Annotated in this window: 14 protein-coding genes and 1 tRNA gene; 9 read left to right on the top strand and 6 right to left on the bottom strand. The window is 30.5% G+C overall.

What is annotated here, in order from left to right; all coding sequences use genetic code 11:
- Nucleotides 1-63: 63 nt before the first annotated feature.
- On the top strand, nucleotides 64-372 hold the full coding sequence (locus B0M43_RS05070; protein WP_078006621.1) for a DUF1294 domain-containing protein: 309 nt from the start codon (nucleotides 64-66) through the stop codon (nucleotides 370-372).
- Between the two features lie 129 nt (nucleotides 373-501).
- Here the strand turns inward: B0M43_RS05070 and rpiB are convergent, their stop codons facing one another.
- Together rpiB and B0M43_RS05060 are read right to left on the bottom strand one after the other, a co-directional pair.
- Entirely contained in the window at nucleotides 502-933 is a 432-nt protein-coding gene (rpiB, locus tag B0M43_RS05065; protein ID WP_078006622.1) for a ribose 5-phosphate isomerase B, read from the bottom strand.
- A gap of 889 nt (nucleotides 934-1,822) precedes the next feature.
- Nucleotides 1,823-2,056: a DUF2007 domain-containing protein gene (locus B0M43_RS05060; RefSeq protein ID WP_078006623.1), complete on the bottom strand. Its 234-nt coding sequence runs from the start codon at nucleotides 2,054-2,056 to the stop codon at nucleotides 1,823-1,825.
- Nucleotides 2,057-2,254: 198 nt separating this feature from the next.
- Here B0M43_RS05060 and rnr point away from each other — a divergent pair, with 198 nt between their 5' ends.
- From rnr to B0M43_RS05045, 3 genes are read left to right on the top strand one after another with little or no spacing between them, the layout of a single operon-like run.
- On the top strand, nucleotides 2,255-4,435 hold the full coding sequence (gene rnr / locus B0M43_RS05055; RefSeq protein WP_078006624.1) for a ribonuclease R: 2,181 nt from the start codon (nucleotides 2,255-2,257) through the stop codon (nucleotides 4,433-4,435).
- Between the two features lie 24 nt (nucleotides 4,436-4,459).
- A complete protein-coding gene (locus B0M43_RS05050; RefSeq protein ID WP_065451797.1) occupies nucleotides 4,460-5,128 on the top strand; it encodes a head GIN domain-containing protein in 669 nt (222 codons plus the stop codon).
- Nucleotides 5,129-5,139: 11 nt separating this feature from the next.
- Complete coding sequence (locus tag B0M43_RS05045; protein ID WP_065451798.1) at nucleotides 5,140-5,817, top strand: LysE family translocator; 678 nt, start codon at nucleotides 5,140-5,142, stop codon at nucleotides 5,815-5,817.
- Nucleotides 5,818-6,503: 686 nt separating this feature from the next.
- Here the strand turns inward: B0M43_RS05045 and B0M43_RS24410 are convergent.
- The 3 genes from B0M43_RS24410 to B0M43_RS05035 all read right to left on the bottom strand — a co-directional run bounded on the left by B0M43_RS24410 (nucleotide 6,504) and on the right by B0M43_RS05035 (nucleotide 7,287).
- Nucleotides 6,504-6,574, bottom strand: a tRNA-Cys gene (locus tag B0M43_RS24410).
- A 93-nt stretch (nucleotides 6,575-6,667) separates the two neighbouring features.
- Nucleotides 6,668-7,027, bottom strand: coding sequence for a dihydroneopterin aldolase (gene folB, locus B0M43_RS05040; RefSeq protein WP_078006979.1), 360 nt, complete (start codon nucleotides 7,025-7,027; stop codon nucleotides 6,668-6,670).
- A gap of 44 nt (nucleotides 7,028-7,071) precedes the next feature.
- Complete coding sequence (locus B0M43_RS05035) at nucleotides 7,072-7,287, bottom strand: hypothetical protein (protein WP_078006625.1); 216 nt, start codon at nucleotides 7,285-7,287, stop codon at nucleotides 7,072-7,074.
- A gap of 130 nt (nucleotides 7,288-7,417) precedes the next feature.
- Here B0M43_RS05035 and B0M43_RS05030 point away from each other — a divergent pair, with 130 nt between their 5' ends.
- The 5 genes from B0M43_RS05030 (at nucleotide 7,418) to B0M43_RS05010 (ending at nucleotide 12,394) form a co-directional block, all read left to right on the top strand.
- Nucleotides 7,418-9,535 (top strand): glutamine--tRNA ligase/YqeY domain fusion protein, encoded by a 2,118-nt coding sequence (locus B0M43_RS05030; protein ID WP_078006626.1) that lies wholly within the window; start codon nucleotides 7,418-7,420, stop codon nucleotides 9,533-9,535.
- 1,226 nt (nucleotides 9,536-10,761) lie between these two features.
- The gene (locus tag B0M43_RS05025) at nucleotides 10,762-11,241 is read left to right on the top strand and encodes a hypothetical protein (RefSeq protein ID WP_065451801.1); all 480 of its coding nucleotides are present in this window, start codon (nucleotides 10,762-10,764) and stop codon (nucleotides 11,239-11,241) included.
- Nucleotides 11,242-11,332: 91 nt separating this feature from the next.
- On the top strand, nucleotides 11,333-11,659 hold the full coding sequence (locus tag B0M43_RS05020; RefSeq protein ID WP_065451802.1) for a YtxH domain-containing protein: 327 nt from the start codon (nucleotides 11,333-11,335) through the stop codon (nucleotides 11,657-11,659).
- A 127-nt stretch (nucleotides 11,660-11,786) separates the two neighbouring features.
- Complete coding sequence (locus B0M43_RS05015; protein WP_065451803.1) at nucleotides 11,787-12,137, top strand: competence protein; 351 nt, start codon at nucleotides 11,787-11,789, stop codon at nucleotides 12,135-12,137.
- A 2-nt stretch (nucleotides 12,138-12,139) separates the two neighbouring features.
- The gene (locus B0M43_RS05010) at nucleotides 12,140-12,394 is read left to right on the top strand and encodes a DUF6327 family protein (protein ID WP_065451804.1); all 255 of its coding nucleotides are present in this window, start codon (nucleotides 12,140-12,142) and stop codon (nucleotides 12,392-12,394) included.
- Nucleotides 12,395-12,413: 19 nt separating this feature from the next.
- Here the strand turns inward: B0M43_RS05010 and B0M43_RS05005 are convergent, their stop codons facing one another.
- Entirely contained in the window at nucleotides 12,414-13,400 is a 987-nt protein-coding gene (locus B0M43_RS05005) for an SPFH domain-containing protein (RefSeq protein WP_065451805.1), read from the bottom strand.
- Between the last annotated feature and the right edge of the window lie 21 nt (nucleotides 13,401-13,421).

The raw sequence follows: 13,421 nt of genomic DNA, 5'->3' as shown, positions 1-13,421 counted from the left end.
AAATAACCAGATTTACTGCATTAGCTTCTTAAAATAATATCTTTGATCTTTATTTTTAAGCCAATGAACATTCTGTTATTTTATTTTCTACTTATAAATAGTGCTGCCTTTATCTTTGCTGGATACGATAAGTATTTAGCAATCAATCATAAAAGAAGAATTCCCGAAAATACACTTTTTGCACTTGCAGCTTTTGGAGGTTCTGTAGGTTTGTTATTTGCAATGATCATCTTTAGACATAAAACCAGTAAGGCTTCTTTTATTTTAAAATTTTCGGCAATTGTTTTTATTCAGATCTTGATTGCTGTTCTTTTGTTTGTTTATAATGTAGATGTTTTTAATATTGCTTTATTTTTGACTAATGATAGATAATTAACAATGTTAATAACCTTATAATTATCTGAATTTAAATTCTTTGAATACAAAAAAACCGGGTGAATTTTAAAAATCCGCCCGGCTTAATATTTATATTAGTGCGAAGCACCCAATTTTTTTGACTTTTTATTGACAAGCAATTTTGTTCACTCTGTTTTGGTGTCTTCCACCCTCAAAAGCAGTTGCCAGGAACGTTTCAACAATTTCTACCGCTTGCGGGATCGATGTAAAACGCGCCGGAATACTCACAATATTAGCATCGTTATGTAAACGCGTTAAATAAGCAATTTCTTTGGTCCAGCATAAACCGGCTCTTACTTTAGGATGTTTATTAACAGTCATTGCAATTCCGTTTCCGCTTCCGCAGATCACGATTCCAAAATCAGCTTTACCTTCAGATACATCATTGGCAACCGGGTGTCCAAAATCAGGATAATCAACAGAATCTTCAGAATCTGTACCATAATTGGTTACTTTATATCCTTTTGCTTTAAGCATTGCAACGATTGCTTTTTTATAATCTGGTCCTGCGTGGTCGTTTCCTATCGAAATTTTCATTTTAAATACTATTAAGTTGTGTTTTGCAAATTTACTTAAATAATAAATGTTTGCCACGAATTTCACTAATTTTCACTAATTTATTTCATTATAACTTTGAAAGTATAGTTTTAAAAAATGAAAAAATGATTCGTGTTCATTCGTGCAATTCGTTGCAAAAAAATCGCACTCTTTCGACTACTTTTGCCACAGATTAGTACATATTAACAAATTCAAATTTTATATCAATTTCAGCAAAATGTCGCATCATTTGCTAAACAATAATACTGAATTACAACTAGCTTTATATCAAAACTTTATAGGTTATTAACAATTTTACTATCTCTATAAGAATCTGATAATCAGTTAGAAATAAATAATATTTTTGTTAAAATTTTATATTGTTAATACCAAAACGTAATTCGTTGATATTCAGTTAACTTTAAATTAACATTATTTGTTAATAAGTTCGGATAGAAAATTAGAAGTTTTTTTTGGTTGTGTCGAAAAAAAACCTAATCCAAAACCGGGATGAAATAACCTAATAAAGTTTGATGAATTTTTAGAAAAGTTATCAATATCAAAAATGCCATTTTCAACAAATATCAACATGTGAACTTATCTACAAAATGAATCTATTTTAGGTTGTCAACCATTGTTAATTAAAATACAAAAAGTCTTATAAATGAATCCCTTAACAAAATATAAGTATGTTGATAACTCAAGATAACTAAGAGAAACTTCATTTCAATGCTTTTAAAAATAAATTTATAGCACATATTAACAAGCTATAATAACAAACAAAAATTAATTTAATTTAAATTTTTCTTTTTGTTGTATTTAATATATGTTGACAACTTTGAAAATTTTAAAAGAAAAAAAATTCCTGAAATTGAAAAATTAGATGAGTTTAAACAATTTTAAGTGGGTTATTAAGATTGTCAAGAATTTGCTGAACTTCGTCGAAATCGTTGGGATGAACTTTCAGTTTGATTCCGCCCAACGCTGTGGTGTACATTGGGACGACAGATAAGGTTATTTCGTTCTCAAAGTAATACGGAATCTGTTCTTGCTCTAATAAGTGCTTTAGAACGATTGTTTCGTGCTGATAATTGAATATGGCAATGGTTTTAAAGCTTTCCATAAAGGGTCTTTTTGTAAATATACGAAATGAGCATTACTAAAAATTTGTCGTTCGCCATAATTTTGAATATACGATTTACAAATGACCTTTAAAATCAATATAAGATCTCCCTTTGAAAGTTATATTTTTAATAATTTATTTGTTAAAATCTATAATCTGATATCTTATTTGTAATTTTAACTTTTTAAGAAAAGATATATGAGTAAGAAAATTAGAAAGCCGATAAAAAATGAGAAAGATTTCTCTAGTAAAATAATAAAAATTTTATCGCAAAGTCCTAATAAAGCATTTAATTACAAACAGATAGGAGCAAAGCTCGAACTTGATGATACAAAAAGCAGAAACCAGATTATAAAAGATTTAAAAATTCTGGCCGCTTCAAAAAAAATTATAGAATCTGAACCTGGTAAATATTTAGTAAAAGCAGAGAGTCAGGATTATTACGAAGGAACAATAGACATGACCAGCAGAAAAACGGCTTATTTTGTTTGTCCGGATTTTAGTGAAGATGTTTTTATCCCAACCAATAATCTGAATCGTGCTTTAGACAAAGACAAAGTAAAAGTTTATGTTTATAACCGAAGAAAAGGGAAAAGACCTGAAGGCGAAGTAATTGAAGTTGTAGAAAGAAATAAAACAGAGTTTGTTGGAGTTATTGATATTCAGGCCAATTTTGCCTTTGTATCTACTGCAAATCCTAAAATGTATACCGATATTTTTATTCCAAAAGATAAAATTGGAGAAGCAGAAAACGGTGATGTTGTTTTGGTTACAATTGAAGACTGGCCAAAAAGAGCTGATAGTCCGTTTGGATCTGTGATTAGAGTTTTAGGAAAACCAGGAGAACACAATACTGAGATTCACGCTATTTTGGCTGAATATGGTTTACCATCAGATTTTCCGGTAGAAGTAGAGGTTTATGCACAAAAAATAGACACATCAATTCAGGAATCTGAAATTGCAAAACGTCGTGATATGCGTGATACGCTAACGTTTACGATTGACCCGAAAGATGCAAAAGATTTTGATGATGCCTTGTCTTTCAAAAAGTTAGAAAACGGAAATTTCGAAATTGGTATTCATATTGCCGATGTTTCGTATTATCTTGAAGAAGGAACAATCCTGGATGATGAAGCGTATCAACGTGCAACTTCGGTTTATTTGGTAGATAGAGTAGTACCAATGCTTCCGGAAGTTTTATCTAATTTTGCGTGTTCGTTGAGACCGAATGAAGAGAAATATACATTCTCAGCAATATTCGAAGTTTCTCCAACTGCACAAGTTATCAACCAATGGTTTGGAAGAACTGTAATTTATTCAGATCAGCGTTTTGCTTACGAAGAAGCACAATACATCATTGAAACAAAAGACAATACAATTCCGGTTGATATTTCGATCACGGGAGAATCTTATGTTGTTTCTGATGAAATTACCGAAGCTACTTTAAAATTAGATGAATTAGCTAAGATTCTAAGAAAGAAAAGAATGGCAAATGGTGCAATTTCTTTTGATAAAGTCGAAGTAAAATTCAACTTAGATGAGCAAGGAGAACCGGAAGGAGTATACTTCAAAGTTTCAAAAGATGCCAATCATCTGATTGAAGAATTTATGCTTTTGGCCAACAGAAAAGTGGCGGAATACATTGGTAAACAAAAGAAAACATTTATTTACAGAATTCACGATGAACCAAATGAAGATAAATTGATTGCGATGCAAACCGTAATTGCTAAATTTGGTTATAAAATAGATTTCCGTAACAAAGGCGATATTTCTAAATCATTGAATGCTTTGATGGAAGAAGTAAACGGTAAAAAAGAACAAAACTTAATTGATACTCTTGCTATTAGAAGTATGAGTAAAGCCAAATATTCAACAGAGAATATTGGTCATTACGGTTTAGCTTTTGATTATTACAGCCATTTTACTTCGCCAATTCGTCGTTATCCTGACGTTATGGTACATCGTTTGCTGCAATTTTATCTGGATGCAGGTAAATCTGTAGACGAAGAAGTTTATGAAACAAAATGCCAGCATTGTTCAAATATGGAAAGTTTAGCCACAAATGCTGAACGTGACAGTATCAAATACATGCAGGTTAAATACATGCAGGATCACCAGGACGAAGAATTCCTTGGAGTTATTTCAGGAGTTACAGAATGGGGAATTTATGTTGAAATTGTTTCGAACAAGTGCGAAGGAATGGTAAGAATCAGAGAGATAAAAGATGATTATTATACTTTTGATGAAAAGCAATATGCTTTGGTAGGAGCGACTTCAAACAGTATTTTACAACTTGGAGATGAAATATATGTAAAAGTTAAAAATGCAGATTTAGTGAAAAAACAACTGGATTTTCATTTTTTGAGAAGAGCAGAATAGAGGTTTAATTATAAAAATAAAAGTATGAAAAAGTTAATTATAGGAGCGGCAATTTTATTTGTTCAAATGTCTTTTGGTCAGGTTACCAAAGAGTTAGGTGAATTTGATACTGTAAAAGTTTACGATAAATTAAGCGTAAAATTAGTTCAGTCGTCTGAAAATAAAGTTGTTATAAAAGGAACGAGAGAAGCAGAACTGGAAGCTGTAAACAAAAACGGAATATTAAAATTAAGAATGCCTTTTCCTAAACTTTTGTCAGGAAATGATCTTCAGGTAACTTTGTATTATAAACATATAGAGTTAATTGATGTTAATGAAGGTGCCGATGTAAAAAGCGACGGAACTATAAAGGCAACTTCTTTTAAAGTTAGTGCACAGGAAGGCGGTAAAATCAATGTAGATTTAGATGTTGATAAACTAAAAGTAAGTTCAGTTTCAGGAGGAGAAATTACTGCAACAGGTAAAGCAGCCAATCTTGATGCAAGTTTAGGAGCTGGAGGATATTTCCTTGGAAGTAAATTAGCCACGTCTCAGACTAAAGTAAGCGTTTCTGCGGGCGGAAAAGCAGATGTGAATGCATCAACCCTTGTCGACGCTAAAGTAAGCGCAGGAGGCTCTATTTACATTTATGGAAAACCGAAACAAATTAATCAGAAAACGGTTTTTGGGGGTAAAATAGAAGAAGTAAAATAAATCGTATTTGAATGATAAATGATATTTTAGCTGGACTGCCATGGGGACTTTTTTTAAGTTTTATGGTAGGTCCGGTATTTTTTATACTACTGGAAACCAGTATTACAAAAGGATTCAGGGCTGCAATAGTTTTTGATCTTGGTGTAGTATTAGGTGATATTTTTTTTATAGGAATTGCGTATTTAGGAAGTTACAGACTGATTCAGAGTTTAAAAGATAAACCGGCACTCTTTATTTTTGGCGGAATCATTATGCTGGCTTACGGCATAATCTCTTTCATAAGATTAAAAAATGAAGAAAAAATTGATGATGAAGAAATTGATCGTGATATCATCAAAAGAAACTACGGCAGTTTGTTTGTAAAAGGATTTTTACTCAACGTTATCAACATTGGTGTATTAGGTTTTTGGTTAGCAGTGATCATTTCTGTAGGACCAAAATTAGAAATGCAAAACTCACGAATGTTTACTTTTTTTGCTTCGGTAATTATTACTTATTTGGCTGTTGATTGTCTTAAAATATTATTAGCCAAACAGTTAAAAACAAAAATGACTCCAACAAATATTTTAAAAATTAAAAAAGCAATTAGTATTGTTTTAATGGTTTTCGGGTTGGTGTTAATAACTCAGGGTTGGTTTCCAAAAGAAAAAGAAATGGTTCGAAATGCTTTTGAGAAGATTGAAAAGTAGTTGTTAATAACTCAAATATATAAAATTAAACCTCTGAATTTCAGAGGTTTTTTTGTGTTTATAAGTACATGTAATCGTCTAGTTTGTCATTTCGACGAAGGAGAAATCCTCGCGAGAAGCTCGACAAAGATTGGATTTTCGTTGCGGAGTTACTTGCGGGGATTTCTCCTTTGTCGAAATGACAAGATTGTGGAAAATTAGAATTAAACTTCAAATTTTTTTTAAGGTTTTAAAGGGATCTTCCCGATTCGAACTTAAATCTTTATCTAATTTTTTCTAAAAATTAAACATAAAAAAACTTCAAATTACTTTAAAGGTTTTAAGGCATAGTCTGCATTCAAACGTAAACTCTATCTAATTTTTTCTAAAATTAAACATAAAAAAAACTTCAAATTACTTTGAAGGTTTTGAGGCATCGTCCGGATTCGAACGTAAATCTTTATCTAATTTTTTCTAAAAATTAAAAACAAAAAAAGAGACACACATTTCTGTATCTCTTTTTTAGCCATCTTTTGGATTCGAACGTAAACTTTATCTAATTTTTTCTAAAAATTAAACATAAAAAAAGAGACACATTTCTGTATCTCTTTTTTAGTCATCGTCTGGATTCGAACTTAAATCTTTATCTAATTTTTTCTAAAAATTAAGCACAAAAAAAAAGAGACACATTTCTGTATCTCTTTTAGAGGCATCGTCCGGATTCGAACCGGAGTAGGAGCTTTTGCAGAGCCCAGCCTAGCCGCTCGGCCACGACGCCGTAGTTGAACGGATGGCAAAAGTAACTAAAATCTTTAAATTTCAAAAGTTTAAAATGAAGTATTTTAAAAAATTACTTTTTTTCTTGAAAGAATTACTTTCTAATTTCCGTCATTTTTATAGTAACTGATTCAACATCACCACCAATAGGAGGATTTATTTTAGAAACCCAAACTGTAGTTTTTTTTGCAGTTTCTATTTCAGCAAGTACTCGAATATTGATTCTTTGGGCTACATGCTCTAATAAATGCGAACGAATGGCCATTTCTTCTGTCACAATTTTGTTCAAATGTACATAATCAACAGTATCTGCAAGATGATCTGTGTCGGCTGATTTCTGTAAATTAGTTTTAATTTTTAGATCAACCGTATAGTCAGATCCAATTTTTCCTTCTTCAATCATGCATCCGTGGTACGAAAAAGTACGGATGTTTTTTAATTTTATAACTCCCATTTTTATAATTTTATTCTTGTAATATTTGGATCCCGAAACTATTATTATAGCCATTTTTTATCCATTTCTTTTTTAGCTTCTTCCCAACTTATATAATCTTCTGGTTTAGCATTTTTCATACGTTCCAAAACCATTTCCTGCTGCCAAAGGGGAATTTCATTTTCGGTGTTTTCGTCTATAGAAACATTTGGAATACGTTTTAAAAAACTAATAAAAGTATCGTAAAAATCGTCTGGAATTGTAACAGTTAATTGTTTCATAACTTTGAATATTAATGCAAAGTACAAATAAATTAAGTTTCTGGTTTACTGATAAGTTTCTAAAGAAAACTGTAAACTGTAAACCGAAAACTGTAAACTTTTTTATCTTTGCTAAAATTACTATAAAATAATGGCATCAGAAGAGAAATCACTCAATTTTATTGAACAAATCATAGAAGAAGATCTTAAATCAGGTCTTTCGCAAAGTAAACTTCATTTTCGTTTTCCACCAGAACCAAATGGTTATTTACATATTGGTCATGCAAGTTCTATTGCATTAAATTTTGGTTTAGGAATTGATTATCAGTCACCTGTAAATTTGCGTTTTGATGATACGAATCCTGAAAAAGAAGAACAGGAATTTGTTGACGCCATTAAAAAAGACGTTGAATGGCTAGGATATACCTGGGCAGAAGAACGTTATGCTTCAGATTATTTTCAACAATTGTATGATTGGGCAGTTTTATTAATTAAAAAAGATAAAGCCTATGTTGATAGTCAGTCTTCTGAAGATATGGCGATTCAAAAAGGAACGCCGTCTACAATTGGAACAGATAGTCCGTACAGAAATCGTTCTGTTGAAGAAAATTTAGGTTTATTCGAAAGAATGAAAAACGGTGAATTTGAGGCTGGAACTCATATTCTTCGTGCTAAAATAGACATGAAATCTACTAATATGCTGATGCGTGATCCTATCATGTACAGGATTTTACATAAAGAACATCACAGGACCGGAGATGCCTGGAAAATTTATCCAATGTACGATTGGGCACACGGACAAAGTGATTATCTGGAAGAAATTTCACACTCATTTTGTACGCTTGAATTTTTGCCTCACCGCGAATTATATGATTGGTTTTTAGACCAGATTTTAGAGGATAATAAACTGCGTCCGAAGCAAAGAGAATTTGCAAGACGTAACTTATCACATACCGTTGTTAGTAAAAGAAAATTACAGCAACTAGTTAAGGAAAAGCATGTTAACGGTTGGGACGATCCTAGAATGTCAACAATTTCAGGGTTAAGAAGACGTGGTTATACTGCTGCTTCATTACGTAATTTTGCTAATACAATTGGTATTGCAAAACGTGATAATTTAATAAATGTATCGGTTTTAGAATTCTGTATTCGTGAAGATTTGAACAAAATTGCACCTCGTGTAATGGCTGTTTTAGATCCTGTAAAATTGGTAATTACAAATTATCCTGAAGGAAAAGAGGAGTGGCTTGAAGCCGAAAATAATCAGGAAGATGAAAATGCAGGTTTCAGAAAAGTGCCTTTTTCTCGTGAATTATACATAGAAAGAGAAGACTTTCTTGAAGAAGCTCCGGCGAAGTTTTTCCGTTTGACTTTAGGAAAAGAAGTACGTCTTAAAAATGCCTATATCATTAAAGGTGAAAGTGTTGTAAAAGATGCAGAAGGAAATATTACAGAAATTCACGTTACTTATGATACCGATTCTTTGAGTGGAAGCGGGACAGAGGCAAGCCAAAGAAAAGTATCGGGAACTTTGCATTGGGTTTCTATTTCGCATGCCGTTGAAGCAGAAGTTCGTATGTACGATCGTTTGTTTACAGATGAAGCTCCGGACAGTTATAAAGACAAAAATTTTCTGGATTTTGTAAATCCAAATTCGCTAGAAATTATCACAGGTTTTGTTGAACCAAGTTTATCAACAGCTCAAAACGAAGATAAATTCCAATTTCAACGTTTGGGTTATTTTACTGTTGATAAAGATTCAACTGCTTCAAAATTAGTGTTTAACAAAACTGTTGGATTGAAAGATGCTTGGGAAGAGAAAGGTAAAAAAGAAGAAAATAGCATCAATAATTCTTTAAAAGATATCAACAAATATTTTAAAGTTGAGACCAAACCGGAACGTATTGCAATCGAAAGTGCAATAGGGGAGAGCATCAAAAATGTTTCAAATTTCTCTTTATTGCAAAATTCATTAAAGAAGAATATCAACAATAATAAAGGTTCATTGTTGTTTGCTCAGTTTATTTTGAAATATTCGATTTTGAAATCTAAGGATTTTGAAGAAGAGGATATTAAAAAATTATATACAATGTCTCTAAGAAGTGAGTCAACTTATGTTCGATCTAAAGCACTTTTGAATTTAAGAGATATAGAAGATTTAAATTTAAGAAATCAGTTTCAAGACGAAATTTTGAAATCTTTTTCAAATCCTCCAAAAAATGCTTCTGAGAGAGAAATTGAAATTCTTAAGGAAATGGTAAAGATATAATATCAATATAATCTATTGAAAAGCGCTTTTTATAAGCGCTTTTTTTTATTATTTATGTTTTCTATTGATAAATGAAAATTAATAGTTTTTGTAGATTAAAATCAGCTTCCATAAATTGATTTTAAGCTAATTTTTTAATTCTTCCACCTCATTAATCATCTTTTAAAAAATAATTAAATACAAGCCTTTATTTTAATTTTAGAGCTAGTTTTACCTAGTTTTTAGGGTTGTTAACATCTAATTGTTTATAAAGTTGTAGGTTGATTATAATTTAGTCAGATCTTATATCTTTTTAAATTTCATTTGTTAATTTTCTTCTACTAGATTTATAAAATCAATTTATATTATAGTAATTTATATTTTTTAAGTTTCTTACTATTATATGTTAAAATTATGATTTTTAATTTTATATAAATTTTAATGATTAAAAGTGACTTTCATAAATTAATTTTAAGGTAGTTTTTTAATTCCTTTAGCTCATTAATCATCTTTTAAAAAATCATTTAACAGAGATCCTTATTTTAATTTTCGATTTAATTTTACCTATTTTACGGCTTTTTAATCTAAAAATTGTCGTCAAGATCAATGTCATGATTATTTTGTTATCAATTTCAAATTCTGTTTTTATCGAGTAATTTTTAAGAATAGTTCTGATTTATTATAATCGTTAAAATTGATTGTAATTAATTTATTAATGTTTTTTAATTATTATTTGTTAAAACTATATAAATTATATTTTTAATAGATGAATTTGATTAAAAATGACTTTCATAAATTGATTTTAAGCTATTTTTTAATTTCTTCCATGTCATTTATCATCTTTTGAATTATTATTGATTTTTAAGCTTTATTTAAGTTTTTGAGCTCTATTTTCTTAGTTTAACGGGTTGTTAACATACAATTGTTTATAAAGTTGGTATTTTTATCCAAAGGTCAAATCTAAAGTGTCAAATTTCAAAATACACTTAAGAATCGAATCTGAATTTTTCTAAAATTTAAAAATGCATAATTTTTGGTTTTGGGGTTAATTCTAAATCTGAATTCTAAAGATTGGTTTTATGGTCGATTGTAATTGTGATTGTATTTTGATAATACTTCTAGCGTAAAAGTATTTTTCAGAGGGTAGTTCATAATTTGAAAATTTCATGAAATTAATTTTAACGGCTTATTTGAAATTTTGTCTTTCGTTTTGACAAAAACAATTTTAATCCTTAAATTTTAATATTATGAAAATTCTATTTTTTACGCTATCGATTTTATTTGCAAATATTGCAATTTCTCAAACACACCAAATTACAAAACACAATGGTGAAGAACTGGATGTTAATTTTATAAAAGCCGAAAATGATTTGGTTTATTATTCCTTCAACGGAAGTGCCGAAGAACATAAAATTAGCAAATATGCCGTTTCAAAAATTACCAATAAACAATCTAATCAAACTCAAAAAGTTTCTGATAAAGTTATAGTAGATTCAAAATCAGATTATAAATTAGTAACCGTTTTATCTCAGGACAAGACAATAGGTTTAAAACAAGTGGCTAATTTTTCAGGAGTCTCGACAAAGACAAAAGGAGAACCGCCAATTGCAAATAAAAACCAGACTGCTATGAGAATCAAGACACAATCTGCTTCAAGCGGATATCCGTTTGTGAGTATTGTTGAAAAAGCAGATGGTAAGTATGAAGCTGTAGCTTATGTGTATTAAATTTAGTGTTAATTTTTATTAAATTACAATTAACCAATAATTTATAATTCAAAAAAGCAGTACCTTTAGTATTCATTTAAATTTTAATATTATGTCAAAAAACTTAAATACAGTTGCAGCAATTTTAGCTGGTGCTGCGGTAGGAGCAGCAATCGGAATTTTATTTGCTCCGGAAAAAGGATCAAAAACCCGTGCTAAACTTAAGGAAGGTTTAGATGATGCCAAACATAATTTGCAGGACTCACTTTCGGCAAGTTCTGAAGTGCTACGTGAAAAATTTACAAAAGCAAAAGAAAATTTAGACGGAACTTATGGCGAGTTACTTTCGAACATGAGTTATAAAACTGAAGAAGTAATTGGTTTTTTAGAATCTAAATTAGCTGATTTAAAAGCGCAAAACGCTAAGCTTCAAAAATAATAATCCAGGAAGCACAAAGCTCAATGTGATTTTGATGATTTGTTTTGGTTATTTTAATTTTAGAATAATCGAATGCAGTTATTAAGTCAAGAGTTTTGTGCTTCTTTTTTTAATTAAAATTACAATTATGGCATTTGAAGAATTAAAAGAAAACACCGAAAATATTCAGGATCAGGCTAAAGTTTATATGGAAAGCCACTTAGCTTATTACAAACTTTGGGGTTTTAAGGTGGCCATGAAGTCAACAACTTTAATTTTAAAGTTTACTTTGATTTTATTGTGTTTTAGTATGGTAATGATTTTTGGATCTTTTGCTGCAGCATATGCTTTTGGATCTTTGTTCGAAAGTAACGCACTTGGTTTCTTGGCAGTAGGAGGGATCTATTTAATCTTTACAATTTTACTTTTCTTCCTGAAAGATAAAGTTGTGGAAGGTCCGATATTAGAGAAATTTTCAGAAATCTTTTTTAATGACTAATTATGGAAAATAAAAAATACTCATCATACGCAGCAATCGAAAGAGATCTGGAGATTTTAAAACTGGAGAAAGAGATTAATTACCAGAAACTGGTTTTAAGTTTTCAAAGAACAAAGGAATCTATTACGCCACAAAGTATAGTTGGCGGAGTTTTTTCTTCTTACAAAGAATATTTCACCAGATCATATCCACAGATTTTGCAATCAATTTTACCCTATATTATCAATTGGTTTATCAATAAAAAAAGAGGCAATTAAGCCTCTTTTTTGTTTTATGTTATTGTTCTGTTTCTGGTAAGATATCATCTTCATAACCAGATTGAGGTTGAATTGGTTTTGATTTCTTCTCTATTTTCTTGTTGTTTTTCTTCATCATTTCACCAACCTGATTTGATGCTGAGAATGATGCAACCATATTGTTTAGCATATCACTTCCGGCTTGTGGTGAGTTTGGCAACAAGATTAAGTTCGAATTGGCATCGGCACCAATTGCTTGTAATGTATCATAATGTTGAGTTACAACAATTAAGGCAGAAGCTTCCTGAGAATTAATACCAACGCTGTTCAAAACTTCAACACTTTCTACAAGACCTCTTGCAATTTCACGACGCTGATCTGCAATACCTTGTCCTTGTAAACGTTTACTTTCTGCTTCGGCTTTTGCTTTTGCAACGATTCTGATTCTTGAACTTTCAGCTTCAAATTCAGCAGCTGTTTTTTCTCTGTCGGCAGCATTAATTCTGTTCATGGCATTCTTAACCTGAATGTCCGGATCAATATCTGTTACCAAAGTATTGATAATATCATATCCGTAAGTAGTCATTGCTTCATTCAATTCTCTTTTTACTGCAATGGCGATGTCATCTTTTCTTTCAAAAACATCATCCAGTTTTAGTTTTGGAACTTCGGCACGAACAACATCAAAAACATAAGCGGTAATCTGATCGTGTGGATATTCCAGTTTATAAAAAGCATCATATACTTTTTCCTGAATCACTTTAAATTGAACCGAAACTTTCATTTTGATAAAAACGTTGTCTTTGGTTTTTGTTTCGATGATAACATCTAACTGTTGAATTTTAAGATTTACACGTCCTGCAATTCTGTCGACTATCGGAATTTTAAGTTGTAAACCTGAATTTCTTACGCTTAAAAATTTACCAAATCTTTCGATTACAACAGACGATTGTTGTTTCACGGTAAAAAAAGAAGACATGAAAATAAAGAATGCGAGGACTAAAAAGATAATAAGTGCTGGATTCATAATGATATTGATTTAGTTTTT

Source organism: Flavobacterium sp. KBS0721 (genome assembly GCF_002007065.3).
Classification (GTDB): domain Bacteria; phylum Bacteroidota; class Bacteroidia; order Flavobacteriales; family Flavobacteriaceae; genus Flavobacterium; species Flavobacterium piscis.
Note: the sequence above shows the minus strand (reverse complement) of the source record. Positions and strands in the feature narration are given on the sequence as shown.